14 protein-coding genes are annotated in these 20,478 nt (G+C 53.4%); 8 read left to right on the forward strand and 6 right to left on the reverse strand.

Annotated features, from left to right (window positions below):
* Nucleotides 1-51 precede the first annotated feature (51 nt).
* Entirely contained in the window at nt 52-1,149 is a 1,098-nt protein-coding gene (locus tag ACP5OT_RS04440) for a hypothetical protein (RefSeq protein ID WP_424676584.1), read from the reverse strand.
* Nucleotides 1,150-1,433: 284 nt separating this feature from the next.
* Here ACP5OT_RS04440 and ACP5OT_RS04445 point away from each other — a divergent pair, with 284 nt between their 5' ends.
* Nucleotides 1,434-1,736, forward strand: a complete 303-nt coding sequence (locus tag ACP5OT_RS04445) for a hypothetical protein (protein ID WP_424676585.1) — start codon at nt 1,434-1,436, stop codon at nt 1,734-1,736.
* Between the two features lie 103 nt (nt 1,737-1,839).
* Here the strand turns inward: ACP5OT_RS04445 and ACP5OT_RS04450 are convergent, their stop codons facing one another.
* The 5 genes from ACP5OT_RS04450 to ACP5OT_RS04470 form a co-directional block, all read right to left on the reverse strand.
* On the reverse strand, nt 1,840-2,799 hold the full coding sequence (locus ACP5OT_RS04450) for an ABC transporter permease (RefSeq protein ID WP_424676586.1): 960 nt from the start codon (nt 2,797-2,799) through the stop codon (nt 1,840-1,842).
* A 16-nt stretch (nt 2,800-2,815) separates the two neighbouring features.
* A complete protein-coding gene (locus ACP5OT_RS04455) occupies nt 2,816-4,825 on the reverse strand; it encodes an ABC transporter ATP-binding protein (RefSeq protein WP_424676587.1) in 2,010 nt (669 codons plus the stop codon).
* A 27-nt stretch (nt 4,826-4,852) separates the two neighbouring features.
* On the reverse strand, nt 4,853-5,677 hold the full coding sequence (locus tag ACP5OT_RS04460) for an ABC transporter permease (RefSeq protein ID WP_424676588.1): 825 nt from the start codon (nt 5,675-5,677) through the stop codon (nt 4,853-4,855).
* 74 nt (nt 5,678-5,751) lie between these two features.
* Nucleotides 5,752-7,368, reverse strand: a complete 1,617-nt coding sequence (locus tag ACP5OT_RS04465) for an ABC transporter substrate-binding protein (protein ID WP_424676589.1) — start codon at nt 7,366-7,368, stop codon at nt 5,752-5,754.
* 78 nt (nt 7,369-7,446) lie between these two features.
* A complete protein-coding gene (locus ACP5OT_RS04470) occupies nt 7,447-7,938 on the reverse strand; it encodes a DUF427 domain-containing protein (protein ID WP_424676590.1) in 492 nt (163 codons plus the stop codon).
* 389 nt (nt 7,939-8,327) lie between these two features.
* Here ACP5OT_RS04470 and recA point away from each other — a divergent pair, with 389 nt between their 5' ends.
* From recA to ACP5OT_RS04505, 7 genes are all read left to right on the forward strand, one after another.
* Nucleotides 8,328-9,383, forward strand: coding sequence for a recombinase RecA (gene recA / locus ACP5OT_RS04475; RefSeq protein WP_428131510.1), 1,056 nt, complete (start codon nt 8,328-8,330; stop codon nt 9,381-9,383).
* Nucleotides 9,384-9,471: 88 nt separating this feature from the next.
* The gene (locus ACP5OT_RS04480) at nt 9,472-10,137 is read left to right on the forward strand and encodes a regulatory protein RecX (RefSeq protein ID WP_424676592.1); all 666 of its coding nucleotides are present in this window, start codon (nt 9,472-9,474) and stop codon (nt 10,135-10,137) included.
* Between the two features lie 419 nt (nt 10,138-10,556).
* Complete coding sequence (locus ACP5OT_RS04485) at nt 10,557-11,228, forward strand: MBL fold metallo-hydrolase (RefSeq protein WP_424676593.1); 672 nt, start codon at nt 10,557-10,559, stop codon at nt 11,226-11,228.
* Between the two features lie 222 nt (nt 11,229-11,450).
* Nucleotides 11,451-13,094: a CTP synthase gene (locus tag ACP5OT_RS04490; protein ID WP_424676594.1), complete on the forward strand. Its 1,644-nt coding sequence runs from the start codon at nt 11,451-11,453 to the stop codon at nt 13,092-13,094.
* A gap of 297 nt (nt 13,095-13,391) precedes the next feature.
* A complete protein-coding gene (locus ACP5OT_RS04495) occupies nt 13,392-14,687 on the forward strand; it encodes a vanadium-dependent haloperoxidase (protein WP_424676595.1) in 1,296 nt (431 codons plus the stop codon).
* A gap of 20 nt (nt 14,688-14,707) precedes the next feature.
* On the forward strand, nt 14,708-15,766 hold the full coding sequence (locus tag ACP5OT_RS04500) for a hypothetical protein (RefSeq protein WP_424676596.1): 1,059 nt from the start codon (nt 14,708-14,710) through the stop codon (nt 15,764-15,766).
* 96 nt (nt 15,767-15,862) lie between these two features.
* Nucleotides 15,863-20,422 (forward strand): SdrD B-like domain-containing protein, encoded by a 4,560-nt coding sequence (locus ACP5OT_RS04505; protein WP_428131439.1) that lies wholly within the window; start codon nt 15,863-15,865, stop codon nt 20,420-20,422.
* Nucleotides 20,423-20,478: the final 56 nt, after the last annotated feature.

Here is a 20,478-nt window from a genome sequence, read left to right on the forward strand (position 1 = left end):
GATTATGGCGACGGTGCAGATCGGTGTCCCTCTCTGTCGTCTCGACGAACGTTACAATGGTAGATGCTCGCGTCCAATCGCAGAGGTTGCTGCGCGCCAGCACGCAGTACAAGGATCGGTCGAGATAGCGATCAGCAAGGTATCATCCACTGCGGCGTTTTGCAAGAGCGTGCGGGCCAGTAACCGATCTAGTTGTGGCGCAATCCCGATCTCCACCGTCGTCAATCGTTGACCATCACTGCGCACAGTATAGCGCAACGGTCCGCGTGGTGCTTCAACGGTTGCCGTCCCTTCACCTAACCTCAGCGTAAATGCGGTGTACGTTTCTCCAATGGGTAGGTTATGCAACCAACGTGCTGCCAATCGCAAGGATTCAATTGCTTCAATTAATAAGACTACTGCTCGGGCATGGACATCACCACCTTGTTCGACGACCAGAGCCGGTGTGAGTACGGTATAACCGGCGTAAGGCGCATCGATGCGTTGATCGGTTGCGATGTCGCTGGCTCGTCCTAATGGACCGGCTAGACCAAATTGCCGGGCAGCGTCGGTGGTGAGTACGCCGATGTCTACCATTCGCGCTACCAACGTGCGTCGCGGAATGGTTTGCTCGGCAAGTTCAATCATATGTGGTAGTAGCTCGTTGATAGCTCGTTCGGTGTCAGCTAAGCGTGCTTCGTCGAGCGGTTCGGCTAATCCACCCGGCCGGATATACGCAGCCTCGTGGTGGCCCAAGAGCGCCAACAGGATTGAACGAATCCGGGTTTCCAGTTGACTTAGGCGTGTTGCACTGTTCAGGCCTAAGGCGGCTATAAGAGCCGCCAACGTATTCATATGCGATGCTGCACGTTCAAGTTCGGCTACTATAACCCGTATCGCTTGCGCCCGTAATGGTGCTGTGATCTCGGCTAGTGCTTCGAGCGCCAAACTCAGCGCAAAGGTGTGGGCAACACTGCAATACGGACAGACTCGTGCTGCTGCCCGTACTGCACTCTCTACGCTACCTTGGAGAAGACGTTGGGCATACGCGCCATCACCGGTAGCCGGTCGGTATTCAACATCACGAATGTATTCACCCTCGACCGTAAGCGTAAGCTGCTCGCTGTGCCATGCTCCGGCGACGGGATGTAGGGTTAGTTGATATTTCAAGCACCCTCCTCTCTGTCGCACCGCATTATACCACTTGCACAGTGCTTCTTGGTAACTACCTACTCCATTGCGTAAACGAGGATGATCTGCAACCCAACGTTCAATCCACCTTCTATTCCACCCGTTGATCCACCCTCGGTTGGTATGTTTGTGCTTTGTGCTGTGGTACAGTGTATGTGCGCTGAGCTGACCTCCAGCGCCCCGATTAACACCTGACACTTGTCGGCTTTGGCAAATGTTCAGGTGTTTTTGAGTCTCATACAGATATTGATGGAGGGCTAACAATGTTGTTCTGTCTTGACGCTACGCATCGACTACCCAATACGTATGCGATGATGACATACAAACGTGAAAGTGATAATCCTGTACAGTATCGTCTCTTTGTCGCCGATCAGGCACTGCGGATTATCTTCGATGGGGCAAAACCTTGGAGTGGGCATGTGTTGCGGCCCGCTGATGGCCTAGAGGCGTATTTCAGTAATCGTGAAGGTCTTGAACATGTGCTTGAGGGATTAATCGGCCGGCGGGCTTGGGCACAGTATCGTCAACAAGTGGTGACGCTGCTCGATCAGTTTCTGGTGCATTGAGCATTCCACACAATGGAGCGTTCTCGTTTTGGTATAGTATGGTGGGGTGAGGAACGCCCTCCCCCCTTCTGCTTTCGTAACGGGCAAGGCAGTATCCCGTCAACTAGTATTCTGTTTCCTGTCCCAGCCGGATACGCGGATCGAGGAACGCATAGAGCAGATCGGCAACAAGGTTTGCTACCGCAAAGATCATGACGGTAACCATTGCAACTGCTTGGAGCAAGATCAGATCTCGGCGGTCGATGGCGAACGTGAGCAAACGACCGATGCCGGGATAGTTGTACACATTTTCCACTACGATTAATCCGCTGATCAACCAGCCAAAGCTGATCGCAATCACCGTGATTGTAGGTAGGAGAGCATTGCGTAAAACGTGACGGCTTAAGATCGATAGCGGAGCGAGACCCTTGAGCATAGCAGTGCGGACATACTCTTGCTCTAATTCGGTGATAACCCCGGTGCGCGTAAGGCGGGCAATATAGGCGAGCAAAACGAGCGTAGCGGTAATAGCGGGCAAGATCAGTTGGGGAACAATATCGAGCAGAGTTGCATCGGGCCGAATGGAGGAATTGGCAGGCAGCCACCGTAGACGGAATGCGAAAATGTCGATCAGCAATAAGCCGGTGACGAACTCCGGTAAACCGGTCACGGCTAGGGTCGCGACACTAATCATCGTATCGTCGGGTTTTCCGGCCCGCCAACCGGCCCAAACTCCCAGTCCAATACCGAGGGGTAAGGCGAGGGCGAGGGTAACACCGGCAAGGAGTAGTGAATTGCCTAGCCGCTCAAGCACGAGAGGACGAATCGGCTGGCGCGTACTGTACGAGATACCCCAATCACCGCTGAAAAAGCCGCGTAGCCAATCGAGATACTGAATGGGCAATGGGCGGTCGAGGCCTAGTTCGGCGCGTAGTCTGGCGAGGGCTGCCTCGCCGGCTTCGCGTCCTAACAATACCCGTGCCACATCGCCGGGTAAGAGCCGGCAGATGAGAAAGATGATCAACGAACTGATCAGAAACGTCACTCCGAGTAAAACTATTCGCCGAATCAGATAACGAACCATACGTCGTATAACCAGATTAACGCTCAATCAATTCAGGTTGCTGAGTAGCCCGTAACGTTTCTAATGGAATATGACAGCGAATCCGATGACCATTACCGGCATCACGCCAGGGTGGCGGCGTACTCACGCAGATTTCGCCAATCGCACGCGGGCAGCGGGGCTGGAACGGACAACCGTGTTCCGGTATGGTCGTCTCTGCTTCACCGATGCGAATGCCATGTGGCTCGGTTGCGGCGAGGAGTGCTTCGGTATAAGGATGCAACGGTGGGGCCAACACTGCATGGATCGGGCCATGCTCGATAATGTGCCCGCGGTACATCACCACGACATCGTCGGCCAAGTAGCTCACGACGGCCAAGTCATGGGTGATGAAGAGATAAGCAATGCCGGTTTGAGTTTTCACTTCGGCGAGAAGGTTGAGCACTGCCGCCTGCACCGATACATCAAGGGCCGAGACTGCTTCATCAAGCACGAGTATGTCGGGGGTTGCTGCTAACGCACGGGCGATCGCGACGCGCTGTTTCTCACCACCGCTCAGTTGGGCAGGGCGGCGTGTGGCATACTCAGGCGGAAGTTTCACCAACCGTAAGAGATCGGGAACCCGACGATGAGCCGTCTGTAGATCCATCCCCCCTAACCGGATTAACGGTCGGCTGAGTGTCTCACCAATTGTGAGGGCCGGGTTGAGCGCCTCTTGCGGGTTTTGCAGAACCATCTGCAAGCGTCGTAGTTGCTCGCGTGTTCGCTGCTGGATCAGCGGGGCGAGTGGTATGTCGAGCAGTTCGATGCTGCCTCCCGATGGAGGAGTTAATCCGATGATGCAGCGGGCCAGTGTTGTTTTGCCACTGCCACTCTCACCAACAATACCGAGCGTGCGATTGCGATGGATGGTGAGATCGACGCCGGCCAAGGCAACGACATTCGGCGTCTTATTGATCCGAAACAGATCGGTGAGGGTACGATGTTGGATCATCGTTTTCGTGAGATTGACCGTGGTCAAGAGTGGCTCATTGCCGGTACTCGGTGATGGTATGGTAAACGATGGATTATCCGATTCAGCAGTCATGTGTGACCAGTAGTGGCAGCGCGTCGCGTGATCGTCGGTCAGTGCGATCAGCGGTGGTCGTTCTTGCCAGCATCGAGTATCGGCCAACGGGCAGCGTGGGGCAAAGACACATCCTGTCGTTAGCTCACCGGGTTGCGGAATCGATCCTTCAATCGGTTGCAATGGATGTTGATCGTAGCGCAAGCCCGGTCGCGGTAGGCTCCGTAGTAAGGCTTGCGTGTAGGGATGGCGGGGCTGGGAAAACAACGCTGCTGTCGGTGCAATTTCAACTACTTCACCGGCGTACAGCACCGCTGTGCGTGTCGCGATGCGGGCTACCAGACCGAGATTGTGCGAGATGAATAAGGAAACCGGTTGCCGTTCACGGATCAGTTCCGCCAGTAGGTCGACCACAGCCGCTTCCGTGGTGACATCAAGGCTGGTTGTCGGTTCATCGAGCACCAGGAGGCGGGGGGTACCGTGCAACGCCATCGCAATCATTACCCGTTGCTGCATACCACCGCTCAGCTCATGCGGATAGCTGCGCATGACGCGCTTGGGGTCGTTAATCTGCACGCGCGTCAAGAGGGAAATGGCCTGCTGTTCGGCTTCTCGCCGATTACCGCCAATTGCTTCAATCAACTGTGCCCCGATATGCAGCGTTGGATTAAGTGCCGCTAGCGGGTTTTGTGGCACCAGTCGCAGTGAGTGTTTCCAGAGAGCACGTAACGCGGATCCTTCCATTTGGGAGAGATCGATGCCATCGAGCAACACCCGACCACTACTGACCTGACCGTTCGCCGGCAAAGTGCGTAAGAGGGCTAACCCAAGCGTGCTTTTCCCACTACCACTCTCGCCGACGATGCCGATGACTTCACCGGCGGCAGCGGTGAAATTCACGTCGCGCACGACCGGTAGCATGCGTCCATTGGTGTGGTAGACCACTGAAAGCTGCTGAACTTCGAGGGTAGATATTGTCATGGATGTATCGTGGTAGATCACAAACCATCAGGTATTCAGTGCTCGCCGCACCCCTTCAGCCATCAGGTTCACTCCGATCACCAAAAGGGCAATAGCTGTTGCCGGCACGTACAGCGACCAAGGGGCGAGAACAGCTTCGTTACGAGCTTCAAGAACCATCAGACCCCAATCAGGGTTTGGTGGCTGTACCCCGATTCCAAGAAAACCGAGCGACGCCACCAAAAAAATTGCGTATGAAAAGCGTAGTGCTGCCTCGACGGCGAGAGTTGGGGCAACCAGGGGCAACAATTCGCGCCACAGAATATAACTCAGCCGCTCGTTGCGCATACGGGCCGCTTCGATAAAACCACGCGGTTTGAGCGACAGGACGACACTACGCACCACTCGGGCGACAATGGGAGTGTAGACAACAACGATGACGAGCAGGACACCGGTACGTGATGGTCCCACAGCGCCGAGCAGGAGCAGTGCCAGTAATAGGGCAGGCAGAGCAAGGATCCCGTCGAATAAGCGGAATACTAACTCTTCGATCCAACCGCCGAGGTAGGTGGTGCTGACTCCAATGAGTGTACCCAATACCACGGCAAGCGCTGTACCACCACCGGCCAACGCCAAAATATCGCGTGCTCCATACACCACGCGACTGAACAGATCGCGACCGAGGCGGTCGGTGCCGAAGAGATGGTTAAGTGATGGTGGTTGGCGGATAGCGTTACTATGTTGTTTGGTTGGACTGTACGGTGCAATGATCGGGCCAAAGAGCGCCAGCACGAGAAAAGTTATCACAATGATGGTACCGGCCGCAGTTGCCGGATCGGCAAAGAAGGCACGGCCAACCTGTCGAACGTTCATAGCTCTTGTCACAACTGCCTGGAAAATGGACTATCATCGTCGCACAGGCATGCTGTGTGACGATGGGTTCGTGTCTAAACAGCAATACTTGCCAAATCGGTGCGACCGGGAAAAGCTTTCGCGACATATCCGCGCAGACCCTCGCGGTGCGCACTAAGCTGAGCAAAGAAATAGGGAATAATAATTGGCCCGCGCTCGATCAGAATCCGCTGGATCTCCCGATACGCTCGTACACGTTCGTCCTCGTTGAGCGTGGTGCGGGCAAGAGCTGCGAGTGCATCGAATTCGGCATCGCTAAAGTGGCTCTCGTTCCAAATTGCTCCGCTGACCAGCATCACATCGAGATAGAATTGTGGTACCGGACGTGAACCCCAGCCGGTAATCCCGAGATCGACTTCGAGCCACCGATCATCGCCATAGTACACACTTTCGGGTTCGACGATCACGTTAACATCAATCCCGGCTTCAGCCCACTGCTCCTTCAGCACCACTGCCAGATCAGGTCGGTCACCTGAATCGGGTACGTGGAGATCGAGCTGCAAGCCATCACGATAACCGGCCGTTTCGAGTAACGCGCGGGCTGCCGCCGGATCGCGCGGTGGCAACGGTGTCTCTTCCGAATAGTACGCGCTAAAGAGCGGTCCGATCGGGCTATCGCGTCCAACAGCACCCAACCCGGCCTTCACCTGTTGGAAGATAGCTTGCCGGTCGGTAGCCAGTTTGAGCGCACGGATCACCTCTAGTTTATTACCCGGTTCACGGTCAGATCGTAATCGCACCAGATCAAAACCGTTGGTTGGCGTTTGTACGGTCACAATGCCGGCGGTTTGTTGCAGCGTTTGGAACAACGGCGTTGACATCCGCAGCACCAGATCGACCTGCCCGCCACGCAATGCATCAACGGCCGCTGCTTGATCGGCAAAGAAGATAATCTCTAGCGCAGAGACGAGAGGCTTACCGGCCTGAAAATAGGGTATGGCTGCAACCAGATCGATCCGATTCTCGGTGCGATATTCGACGACCTTGAAGGGGCCGGTCCCATTAAACGACGTTGCTGCATTTGTCGTTCCGGCACGCAGAATGAGGGCGTGATTATCGGATAGATCGTAGAGGAAGAAGGGGTTAGGTTCTGATAAGGTAAAAACAACCGTAGTTTCGTTTTCCTCGGCGATATCGGCAATATTGGCATAGAGATCGGCAGTTGGCAATTGGAGAGCGGGGTCGCGCAGGCGATTAAACGTCCATACCACATCGGCGGCGGTCAGGCGACTGCCGTCGTGGAATGTTACCCCGTCGTGAAGGGTGAAGCGATAGCGCAAACCATCATCGCTAACCGTCCACTCACGGGCAAGGCGAGGTGTAATGGTATTGTTGGCATCGATATCGACCAGGTAATCATACACATGATTCAAAACCAGGATTTCGGCATCGGAAGAGGCGAATGCCGGGTCGAGTTGTACGGGAATCTCGGTAGCGACACGCAAACGACCACCAGCTCCGGTAGGAGTCGGTGAAGATTGAACAGGTGTGGGTGTGGATGAGGAGTTGCTACATGCTACTATTGCGGTTGCTCCTGCCGAGAGACCAAGTGCCAGCCCAAGCCGTAAAAAAGCGCGCCGGCTCATGCGTCCGGCCAATACCTCAGATCGGGCCATTTGCAATATCTGTAATCGTTCATCTGATCCATGCATTGAGGTTCCTTTCTGTGTAAAGTGAGGTCGCTTCGTCTAAACACATCTCATAGTGCGGAGCCTGCCGGTCGTTCTATCTTACCACCCCCATGTACCCGGCCCGCCTTTAAATGGCCCGACAATGTCAGAGGTGATCCAACCGCCGTAAAACCCGCCCGGTTGTGGAGTGACCAACTCATCGTCGACGTAGCAGGCATCCATCGGGCCGGCGTAGAACGCGAGGTACCCGCGGAGGGGGGTAAACGCCGGTGTTGGATCGGGATACGACCATGCAGCTTCACGCGCAATCCGTTCGCCGACCACGACATCGTAATACATAGCTACACCCTTAAATTCGCAAAAAGAACGAGCGGGATTAGGCCGCAGAAACGTCATTTGCACATCTGCTGGCGGCACGTAGTAAACAGGTGGATGGCTCGTCTCAAGCACTCGTAGTGCTCGCCGACTATCAACAAGGGTGATACCGGCAAAAACAACCCGGATTCGGCGTGTAGTCGGTTCCAGACGGGGTGGTCGCGGGTAATCCCACACCGATTCTTGGCCGGGTCCCGGTGGAATACGTCGTGCCATAGCAAACCTCGTGTGGTATCGGAATTGGACTAGTTGCACTATACCATGATTTTGCCAGTTTATTCGTGTGATGAAAAGCTAAGGGATGAATGAGCACTGAAACCTTAGGTAGGGGGATCGAGAACATATTGACGTGCGGCACACCGGTGTACATCATCGAAAGGAATGTACAGTTGAAACATGAGATTTCTGCTCTGCGCGCATCAAAATGGTGCGTCTAGCGGTATACTAATAGGGAGAAAACTACGCCCCTCTTGCAATAGTCGTACACTTGTGCTATTATAGCACATATGTACGGGGTAGGCAACGGCGTTGACAGCACCATCCCCATCGATTAGAGTAGCAAGAGGAGAACACGTGTGAGTACGAACAATGGAGGAGCGCCCGCGATGGCAATTACCCCGGAAAAAGAAAAGGCACTCGCGGCAGCGATGGCGCAGATCGATCGCAAATTCGGTAAAGGCTCCATCATGAAGATGGGGGAGGTTGGGAGTCGGCTGGCTATCGAAGCTATTCCCACCGGTTCGATTGCACTGGACATTGCGCTTGGCATTGGTGGGTTACCGCGTGGGCGTGTGATCGAGATCTTTGGCCCCGAGAGCAGCGGCAAAACCACTCTTGCCCAACACATCATCGCCGAAGCACAAAAGATGGGCGGAGTAGGTGCTTTCATCGACGCCGAGCATGCCTTTGATCCAGTGTACGCTGCCCGTTGTGGTGTTAACATCAGTGATCTGTTGGTATCACAACCCGACACCGGTGAACAGGCACTCGAAATCTGTGAAATGCTGGTTCGCTCGAATGCGGTCGACGTGATCGTGATCGACTCGGTTGCCGCCCTCGTGCCACGGGCCGAAATCGAGGGCGACATGGGCGACTCGATGCCCGGTATGCAGGCGCGTCTGATGAGTCAAGCCTTGCGTAAGCTCTCCGGTGCCATCAGTAAGAGTCGTACTGTCGTCATTTTTATCAACCAGTTGCGGATGAAGATCGGTGTCATGTTCGGTTCACCGGAAACTACTACCGGTGGTCAGGCACTGAAGTTTTACGCATCGGTACGGCTTGATATTCGGCGGATTGAAACGCTCAAACAAGGCCAGGAGGCGATCGGCTCACGAGTTCGCGTCAAGGTGATCAAAAACAAAGTCGCCCCTCCCTTCCGGCAGGCCGAATTCGATATTCTGGCAAACGAAGGTATCTCGCGCGAGGGTAACATCATCGATATCGGTACCGAGTTGGGGATCATCCGCAAGAGCGGCGCATGGTTCTACCTCGGCGAGGATCGGCTTGGCCAAGGGCGCGAAAATGTGCGCGAGTTTCTCAAGAATAATCCGGCGCTGACTGATGAAATCGAACGCCTGATTAAAGCGCAAGCGTTAACTAATCCGTCCGCGATCGCACCGAGTGCCGATATTGGCGATGACGATGGTGTCTTTGAGGAGTAGGTAATACCATAGGAATGTGGAGTACCGTTCTCATAACGGTGCTCCGATTCTGCCTCATTGTGACGTGCCCGTCATTACAGACAGCGCTATGCCCACCGGTACCATTACTGCTATTCGTCAACAAACGAACGATCCACAGCGTGTTACTATTTTTATTGACGGCGAGTTTGCCCTTGGCATCAGCCTCAATACCCTTGTACGTGAGCGTTTGGCAGTTGGGGTTGTCGTTGATGAGGAGGGTTGGCAGCGACTAGTTACCAGCGAACAGGCCGATCAAGCGTTGCAGAAGGCTTTACAGCAACTTGAACGACGTCCGCGTTCTACTGTTGAGCTTTACCGCTATTTGCAACGCAAGGGTTTTGGCGAAGAGGTATGTGCTCAGACTATTGCGCGCTTGCAAGAGTTGGGTCTACTTAATGATATTGACTTTGCTGCACGTTGGATCGCTAACCGTCGCGCTTTGCGGCCACGCGGTGAGCGTGTGTTACGTGCTGAGTTGCGTCAGAAGGGAATTGACCCGGAAGTTATCGAGACAGCGTTGGCCGCGGAAGATGATGGAGTTGGTGAGCGTGAACGGGCTATCTCCGTTGCCCGCTCTGTCTTAGCACGCTATGCAGCTCTCACCGATTGGGCCGTCTTTCAACGCCGACTCGGTGGCTACTTGCTGCGACGAGGCTTTACCGGCGAGATTGTTCGCCCTATTCTCGAATTGCTTTGGCGTGAATTGCACCCGTCAGATGAGGTTCCGGAGTGAGTTTGGGGCAAAGAATCGTGCTGGCCTGATTACAGTCGTCCTTGTGGTGAGCGCAGACTCGCGCTGAGGTCGTTAAACCCCATTCGCTGTTGTTGTACTGCAATCTTTAGATGAAGACGTAGACGAACGTTTGGTCTGCGCTCCGTTGTTCATAAAGGCTTAGGCAGTAGAACGCGATGATGTGATGTGCATGAGCATACGGGCGGGCCGGTGGGCAAGATGGCGTAGGTGGGTGGTGCCCGGCACAGCGTGGGGAAATGAACGTGTGCAGTTGGGTGTTCGATGCCCGGCACGCCAAGCGGGCGGGCCGGTGGACAGGATGGCGTAGGTGGCGACCAGTACGATGCATAGCATAAATCGGGAATACCACAGAGAGTTTGCCTCACGGGCACAAGTTCGTCATCATAAGGAACGCGACAATGGCAGAAGTACAATATCTAGGTCATGCATGCTTTCGTTTGCGTGGTCGCGATGGTACTATCGTTTGTGATCCCTACCATCGCTCGATTGGTTTTGACCTTGGTCGTCCAACAGCGACAATTGTGACTATAAGTCACCACCATCCCGATCACAATAATGCTGCGGCGGTACGTCCGCTGCGTGATCGGGTGTTCGTCGTCGATGGTCCCGGTGAGTATGAGATTGGCGGTGTATTGATTACCGGTGTGCGAACCTCTCACGATAACGTCAAAGGCACTGAGCGTGGCTTTAACACGGTCTATATTATTCATCTTGATGATCTCGTCTTCTGCCACCTTGGCGATCTCGGTCACGAATTGACAACCGGTCAACTTGAGGAGATCGGCTCAAACGTTGATGTATTATTTGTACCGGTTGGTGGTGGGGAGACCATTGGGCCGGCTGCGGCAAGTAATGTGATTAGCCAGATCGAGCCGCGTTTTGTGATACCGATGCATTATGCAATGGGACAAGTTGATTTCGACCCACCGCTGGCTCCGCTCGAGAAGTTTGTCAGTGAAATGGGGCTGAAAGAGTATACGCCAGAGGAGAAGCTGGTTATCAATGCCAACGCATTACCCGCCGACGACGAGCAGACACGGATTGTAATATTACGTCCGATGAACGGTTAGTGCGCTCTCTATTCCATGTGGTATACTTAATGGTTGAAGTGCAAAAACAGGTGGCAACTGGCAGCCACTGCATGTAGGTGAGGTAATTCTTACATATTCATCGTCTGCGATTGTGAAGCATGCAATCGTTTTTAGGACAAGATAAACCGCTACCAGTGTGGGTCGGTTCAACCCGAAGGTTGACCGACCCACAAATTCTTTAGGGTGGGGAGAACTTCTGCTATGACGAAGTACATTTTTGTAACCGGCGGCGTTGTTTCTTCAGTTGGTAAAGGCATTGGGGTAGCTTCGATTGGCCGTTTACTCAAAAGCCGTGGCTTTTCAGTATCGGTGATGAAACTCGACCCGTACTTGAATGTCGATCCCGGTACGATGTCGCCGTATCAACACGGTGAAGTGTTCGTCACTGCCGATGGCGCCGAGACCGACCTCGATCTCGGTCACTATGAACGGTTTATCGATGTTAATCTCAGTCGTCTCAGTAATGTTACTACCGGCCAGATTTATTCGGCGGTGATTGCTAAAGAGCGACGCGGTGATTATTTAGGCGGGACGATTCAGGTCATTCCTCACATCACCAACGAAATCAAAGCGCGGATCGGTGCATTGGCTCGCAGCAGCCAAGCCGATGTGGTGATTGTTGAGATCGGTGGGACAGTTGGTGATATTGAGAGTTTACCCTTTCTTGAAGCGATCCGCCAAATGCGTAAAGATGTCGGGCGTGACAATATTCTTTACATTCACGTAACGTTATTGCCTCATATCAGCACTGGTGAGCTAAAAACGAAACCGACCCAGCACTCGGTCATGGCACTGCGCAACGTCGGTATTAGTGCCGATGTGATCCTGTGTCGGGCAGATCGTCCGATTGATGATGATATTCGTGAGAAGATAGCATTTTTTGCCGATGTTGATGTGCGGGCGGTGATACCGGTACCAACTGTCGATTCGATTTATGAAGTACCGCTGGTCCTTGAAGATATGGGGCTAGGTGATTATCTGGTTGAGCGGTTGGGCTTGCCGGCCACACCACCCGATCTCGAAGACTGGCGATCGTTGGTGGCGCGGATTCGCCAAGAGAAGCGTCGTTTGCCTATTGCCCTCGTCGGTAAATATGTTGAATTACATGATGCCTATATCAGCGTTGTAGAAGCGTTACATCACGCCGGCATCGAACAATTAATCGATGTTGATATTCGCTGGATTGCTGCTGAAGATGTCGAGCGTGAGGGACCGGCTCGCCTGCTATCGGGTGTATACGGCATCCTCGTGCCGGGTGGATTCGGTGAACGTGGGATCGAGGGTAAGATTGCTGCCGCCGATTATGCGCGTGTGCATGGCATTCCGTATCTCGGTTTGTGTTTGGGGATGCAGTGTGCAACCATCGCCTTTGCCCGACACGTCTTGGGTACGCACGATGTGAATAGCACCGAGTTCGATCCACAAACTACGCATCCGGTCATCGATCTGATGCCGGATCAGCGTGATATTACCGAGAAGGGTGGCACAATGCGGTTAGGGCTATATCCGTGCGATTTGGTGCCGGGCACTCGGGCCTATGCCGCCTATGGATGTGATCGGGTTGAGGAGCGCCATCGTCACCGTTTCGAGTTTAACAACCGCTATCGCGCCATCTTAGAATCGGCTGGTCTTGTGATTAGTGGCCTCTCGCCGGATCGGCAGTTGGTTGAGATCATCGAATTGCGCGATCATCCGTGGTACGTCGCAAGCCAATTCCATCCCGAGTTTCAGTCGCGTCCGGGTCAGCCGCATCCTCTCTTCCGTGGATTCATTGCCGCTGCGGCACAGACCTTGCTGGCCGGTGAAGCACGCCAGTTGCCATTGGTGGAGAGTGCCTCGTCATAACTCGGTAGCAACGGGCATTGCGCAGTATCCTGCGACACTCGTTGCCATGTAGGGTTTTGTGGTGGAGGTGTAGGTAGTATACAGCTAGCTACATCTCCTTCTAGTTCCCCTCATTGACGGGACAGATACTATTCCCCACCTTACCTCATCTCACCCATGTCAGCTCCTAGGCCATGTACATAGCCGGCGCCAACCGGCTCCACAGTGTCTTTACAATTTACGCAATTTTCCGCGCATCTTTTTGTCATCTCGTGCGGTTTATATATGAGCACACGTTTTGAACCGCCGAGGTGTTCCATGCGTCTTGTGAACTTGCTCCTTCTCCTCGTTATGCTCACCGCTTGTTCGGCACCACTGACGAATGCGCCGGCGCTGCCTTTACCCGGTGCAACACCGATGCACGATAGGCCACCACAGGGGAAATTAACGAGTCCACTGATCCCACGTCTCTGGCTCGTCACCGATCCGTCGGCAGTACTGTTGACCGCACGGGCTAACAGCGTTAGCCCTGAACCGCCGACGGAGCCATTTCGAGGACTAGCCGTGACATCTTCGGCCGAATGGCTAAAGAAACTACTAGCGTTGATTGCCCAGGATGGTGTGACGCCCAATCGGGCTGCTCGCGAATTAATGTTGGTATCGGTTGCTTTGAACGATGCCATGATCATCGGGCAAGAGGCCGGTACCGTCGAACCGGTCGATCAACCGGCGCTGCTCGCCGGTGCTGCTTGGTCTGTCTTGCGCTACCTTCATCCGCAGCACAGCGATCTGATCGACCAGTACGTGCAAGAGGCACGTTGGCAGAGTTTATGGTTACGCGATCCGGCTTCGCCAGAGCGACTCGAATACAGTTTTCAAATCGGGCGTGTTGTGGGTGATGAGATCGTAGCGTGGGCCAAGCAGGATGGTAGTGACGCTTTTGTCGAGGTGTTATTACCGATGACGGGTGGCTGGCAGACGGATAAATTGCCACTTGATCCGCATTGGGGTGCGGTGAAAACGGTAGCTTTGCCTGCCGGCGATACCATCATCCTTCCGCCGCCACCAGCGTGGGATAGCGATCAGATGGAGGAGGAGCGTAAGGTTTTTTACAGCGCCCAACAGGCGATTACCGATAAGCATCGGGAATTGGCCTGGCATTGGCATGCAGACATTGGCACGGTCACCCCTGCTGGGATCTGGTTTAAGACGGCAATTACAACAGCTCTTCTGAGTAATCTCGATCAGATGCAGATAACGTCGTTATTCGCTCATCTGGGGGTAGCAATGCATGACACGACGGTAGCGTGTTGGAACAACAAGTATCGCTACGGTTTTATTCGTCCAGAGCAATGGATGGCAACGCTCGATCCTTCGTGGCAACCAGAGCTACCGACACCACCGCATCCCTCGTATCCGTCAGGTCATGCTTCTGTAAGTTCGGCAGCCGCGTCTATCCTGATCGCTGCCTTTCCGCAACATCGTGAGGTGTTTGCCCAATTTGCCGACGATGCGACGCGCTCGCGGATTGTTGGTGGTGTGCATTGGGTGATAGATGGATCGCAAGGAATGGCATTAGGACGTGATGTGGTTAATTATGTGCTCACCCGCTAACATTTGAGAGGAGTTGAACAATGAGGCTTCGTCGGCAGATTGTATTCATTGTACTGGTTGGCTTGCTCGGGTCTGTTAGCTTAATTCCACATCGGGTCGTTGCTCAATCCTCTACTCTGGGACCATTGATGTATCTTAGCAATTACATAGACCGGTTTGGTGAAGTGTTGGTTGACTTTGCCAATCTTCCGCCAACGACACAAGAATTACGTTGGCGTTGGAATGAACGACCAACTGATGACGATGCGTGGGAAGAGTTACCGGTTGGGAACGGTTTTGCACATCAATATGTATCACCACCACCAGATACCGGCAACCCCTTATGTCAGCACCACACATTCTATGCTGAGTTACGCAAGCAGGATGGGAGTACGTTTGTGTTGAGTTCGCCGTTCGCGATCGATCGGTCGGTTGACGTAGAGGTTGATCTCTTATGGTCATCGCGTGCGATGGTTGGTTATACCAATGGAGATACCATTAAGATCAAGGTACTCGACGATCAAGAATGTACCGGTATTATGTCGGCGGGTATAACCAGTGATATGGTGGTGGGTTATAATATTCCCCTTACTGATGAATACTATACGTACAGGCTACCTTTCAACGAAGGACCAATAACGATCTATTTTGAATTTGTTGACAGAGCAAATAATCTTGAGTTCCGTCAAATTGAGATCATTCGCGACACTACACCACCCATAATATCCGCAATTGCAGCAACGATTGCGCCAGCCGATCAAGGTCATCAGTTGACCATTACCGGGCAATTTACCGATACCTATGCTCAACTCCCGTGGGCGATTGAATGGCAATTTATCGATCACACAGGAGTGTCAATCGGCGATCCGGTGTTCCATATCCTGCGCGAAAGTGAAGTGCTATTACCGGAAACAGTGCGTCTTGCCACCGCTGCAACGCCGTTCCAAATCACTATCGGCGTTGAAACTATCCCCACTCAAGCTGCTGGTATCAGTTTTAAGCTCTTCGATCGGGCCGGTAATGGTCAAACCAGCGAACCGATGATGTTTACTACCCCGCCGACGGTACACACCGTGTACGTACCTCTTGTCGGTCGTTAATTCCGCTCGTTTGTGCAAACTGAATGTACTCACCGGTGACACCGATTGGTGTCGCCTTGGGTGAGTGCATGCATCGAACTACCATAAGGAGCTGCTATGACTGCTCTTACTCGCTGCCACCGATCTGTATACCGATGTATCAGTTGGATACTTGTTATTATCTTCGCGATCATACCGTTGCTGACATTACCGGTATCTGTTGAAGCCCAAACCGATGGTCGTGGTTTTGCGAGTGCCGTTGCGTGTTTGAACGGAGATGTAGCCATTGCTACCACCTGTTTCGCCGACACGATCTTTGCACCGGTGCCGGCTAGCGATCCGGCCCTTGTGCGCGTGACGCTCAGTGGTGCTAAACAACCGCTCGCGTCGATTGGGACGAGACAGGGTGGTTATGGTCAGCGAATAGCGCGCCATAGTGGTATTGGTTCGGTATACGGCTTAGCTTATGACGATGGCTCCATCAGTGGCGTTCGGCGGTTATTTGCTGCCGCGTTTACCCGACGCTTTACCAGTTTTGGTCCTTTGGGTGTTGGGGGAGTATATGAGTATCGGTTTGATGATGGGCAGTGGTATGAGTCGTTTACCGTACCAAATACAGGTCGTGATCGTCCGAGCGGCGATCAGAATGATATGGCAATTCTAGAGGATGTTGGAAAAACCGGTCTCGGCGATATGGAAATTAGTCCTGATGGGACTACATTGTACATTATGAATCTCGCTACTCGTCAGATTGAGCGCTACGATGTTACTCAACCTACTCCACAACGCCTTGAACCATTATCGATCAAGTATTCAATGATCACATCAAATCGGCAAACGTTAAACAATTTACGTCCCTTTGCCCTAGAATTTGCTCCTACACCTGATTCGGCTACCGGTAATCCGCGCTTATTTATCGGTATCACCGATACGGCTTCACCAAACGGAGAACCAAATGCGTATGTCTTAGAATGGATCGTTCATACAGACAATTGGCAACGTGTGATCGCACAACCACTTATAACTTCTATTTTTAACGAGCGATTCCACAATTCAACGTATCTCTGGGCGATTCAGATAAGGAAAGCGAAAGAAAACATTACTGGATGGAATGCATGGAATGAACAACTTGAGAAACTTCAAATCTATAATCCTTCACGCGCTATTTTTCATGCGCAGCCTTTTCTGACCGATATTGAATTTAGCCCTAATGGGCAGGAATTACGACTGGGATTGCGTGATCGGGTTGGTGATCTTACCTTCTTCGGGCCACCACCGACAGGTCACTATACGGCGATTGCACAAGGTGACACACTTAATTATCGGTTTGTCAACGGGTATTGGCAACTTGAACAATTGAATAGTCTGCGGAAAGATCAAGTAAATATTAATGATCCACAGCAGTTGTATATTGCTCATCGTGCCGACTGGCTGAATGACCATCTCCACAGCTATCCTGGTGATCGTCCAGCCCATGTCGAAAATCATATGGGTAGCATATTGGCCATCCCCTCCCCCAGTGGCTACGAACAGATTGTGGTTACTTCGCTACTAGGGAGTAATTCGTCAGGGCTGATGGCCTATCGAAGGGATCAACCACATCCCTTCCGTGCAATTACCCTTATTCCGCCCGGTAGTAACAAATCAACGGCATTAGGTGATCTTGAACTACTCTGCACATACGCCTTTATCAGCGGTCAACTTTGGCATGATGTCAACGGTAATGGCATTCGAGAAGCTACTGAGCCGCCACTCAACAGTGTAACACTGCAGGTGATGGCACCCGATCAATCAACTCCATTGGGTGAAGTAGTAACCGATAACAGTGGAAGCTATACCATTGCTGTGCCGCCTAACCGTGCATTGCATGTACGAGTCGCGCCTGCCGAATTTGCTCCCGGTCGCTCGTTGGCCGGTATGGTCTATGCACCGGTGAATGTCGGTGGAGATGATACACGCGATAGTGATGCACATCCGACCTTTGGAGTGGTTGAGTTTGCCGGACGGCATACCGGTAATGGGGTAACCGGTACTGCTTTGCCATTACCGCTGCGGGAAGAACTGATTCGTAACGTTGATATTGGTTTAACACGCCGGTTCCAACCTGCCGTGATCGGTGATCGAGTGTGGCTAGATCAGAATCAGAACGGTCTGCAAGACAATAATGAAGCCGGTGTTGCCGGTGTGTCATTGCGGCTCGAACGATTACCCGGCTCGGCTCCACAAGTCACTTCCTATCCGCGAACGACATTTAGCGATGTTCAAGGATACTACTCGTTTGCTGGTCTCGAACCAGGAAGCTACCGGGTGTTTGTGACCTTGCCTGATGGTCACGCTTTTGCGCCTCTAGCCATCGGTGGTGATCCGCAGCGGGATAGTGATATTGATGCACGAACGAACTTTAGTTCAGTGATCTTGCTGGGACATGGGGAGGTGCGTACTGAGATCGATGTTGGCTTGGTCCGATTGCAAACACAAATGGATCTGAGCATCGATTTGCGTGCTCCCACCATAGCGGTAGTTGGTGATGAACTTCAGTACACGATGACCTATCGCCATACCGGTGATCGTGTCGCCAATAATGTCGTTATTCAGCTCGAGATGCCTGTTGGGACAACGTTACTCAACGCCGATCAACCGCCGACCCGTCAAGATGGTCCACGGCTCATCTGGCAGTTGCCACGTCTAAGCCAAGGTTCCACCGGTACGATAAACATTCGTGTGCGCGCACCGACCAATATTGGTAATAATCTTGTTCAAACGGTAACGGCGATTGCGACGATTAGTGCTACACCTGCCGACGATAACCCTACCAACAACCGCGCGCAGCGGATAACTCAGTTGACGCGGGCGGAAGTGGGTGTGAGCAAAAGTGCGCCGGCGGTGGTACTGAGTGGTGATGAGTTGCTCTACACCCTACGTGTGGTTAATCGTGGTAGTGCGGTCGCAAACAATGTGGTTGTTACCGATCCGTTACCACCGCAAGTTGATTTTGTCAGCTTCTTGCAGGCACCGGCCGGATCATGTCGCTACGAAGGTATTCAGCGAACGGTACGCTGTACCCTTGCCGGCCTTAGTCCCAATCAGGAAGTGACCGTTAGTATTCTCACACGACCCCGACCGAACGCCGCCGATCGGCTTGATAATCGAGTGACGGTCACAACCACGACTGCGGGTGATGTACCGCTTGATAACGTCGCTACCACGAGAACGGTGCATGTTCGGCCTGATCTGGCCGTGAGTGTGGCCTTCACGCCAATACCGGCTGCTGCCGGTGAGGCAAACAGTTTGCTCGTGAGCTACCGAAACAACGGTAGCGGTATGGCACGGGCAACGGTACTAACCGTTGATCTACCGACAGCAATCACTCTCACTACTATACCGTCGGTTTGTCAGCGTAATGTCCAACAACTTGTGTGTGCGCTTGGCGATGTTGCGCCGGCGACGAGTGGTGAGCTGCGGATCGGTTTTATCTTACCGGTGACGATTGCTCTTGATCACTTGACAGCACAAGCGGTGATTGTTACTGCTACACCTGAATTGAGCACCGCGCAAGGTGATAATACCGCCAATGCTACCGTTGCCATCGTTCGGCCCAACCCGTTTGTCCTATTGCATGGCCCGGCAAGTATTGTCGGACAAGGTAGTGTTTTTGCCTACACTATCGATTATGGTAATCGCTACCATCGCCGGCCAACCCAGACCCGTGCTGCTGCCGATACGGTTCTCGAACTAGAATTGCCGGCTGATGTCCAATTCGTCGGTGCAAGCCTTTCCCCCTCGACGCGCAACGGTCAGCGGCTTCGTTGGAATCTCGGTACGCTGAACGCGCAAACCGCCGGACGAATTGAGGTAGTCGTCCAGACAAACGTTCCTGCCGGTACGGTATTGCCGGCGACAGCGCGGATTTCGACGGTAACTCCGGCAGATGATCCGGTCGATAACGTGGCGACGCTAACCGTCTCTGTGGTACCGCCACCGTCAACGATCGGTCGCGCTACCGGCGAATTACAGGTAGCGATCCGCTCGACTCTCGATCCGGCGATGCACGATGCGAACCAAACGAACGGTGTCTACCTTTCGGAAGGCGCTGCCATTACGTGGCCTGCCGGCGAGGTGCTCGATCTGACTCCCCAATTAGCAACCGTGACCTTTGCCGATGAGCCATTGCCGTGGCCGTATGCCTATCAGGTGCGGGTAGTGGGTTGGAGTTTGGCAACAATCGAAGTAGGAAAGCAACGGTTCGACCCTCGTGCGGCTGATAGCCGTGGGGTTGCCGGATGTCGCGAAGGGATACGTCCGACACTAAAGCCCCAACTCCTTACTGGATGCATCTATGGCTATCTCGGCGGACGGAGCCGTGACCAATTGCGTGCTATCGTCTTGCGTGAACATGATCTCAACGATCAGGTCCATCTTTATTGGGGACGACCGCCGACGCCGGCAATGCGCTCTGACGTCTACCTCTACACAACTGACGTGCTCGATCAGGTGCGGCTCACGATCCAGCTCGAACTCGAGGTACAGATTGTGAATCAGGCGCCGGGCAGTATTGGTGGGATACCACTGCCGCCGGTACCGGTCGTGCCATTACCCGATCCGGCTCGCCAACTGATCACCGAGCAGGTCAATGTTACGCTCCTTGCGCCTCGTTCGCTCGTGGCACCCGGTAATTAACGTCAACTGGTGGGATTTATGCCAAGCCATCAGAGCCGTTCACCGCCATCGTCCAT

Source organism: Chloroflexus sp. (assembly GCF_049970315.1).
In the GTDB taxonomy this organism is placed as follows: domain Bacteria; phylum Chloroflexota; class Chloroflexia; order Chloroflexales; family Chloroflexaceae; genus Chloroflexus.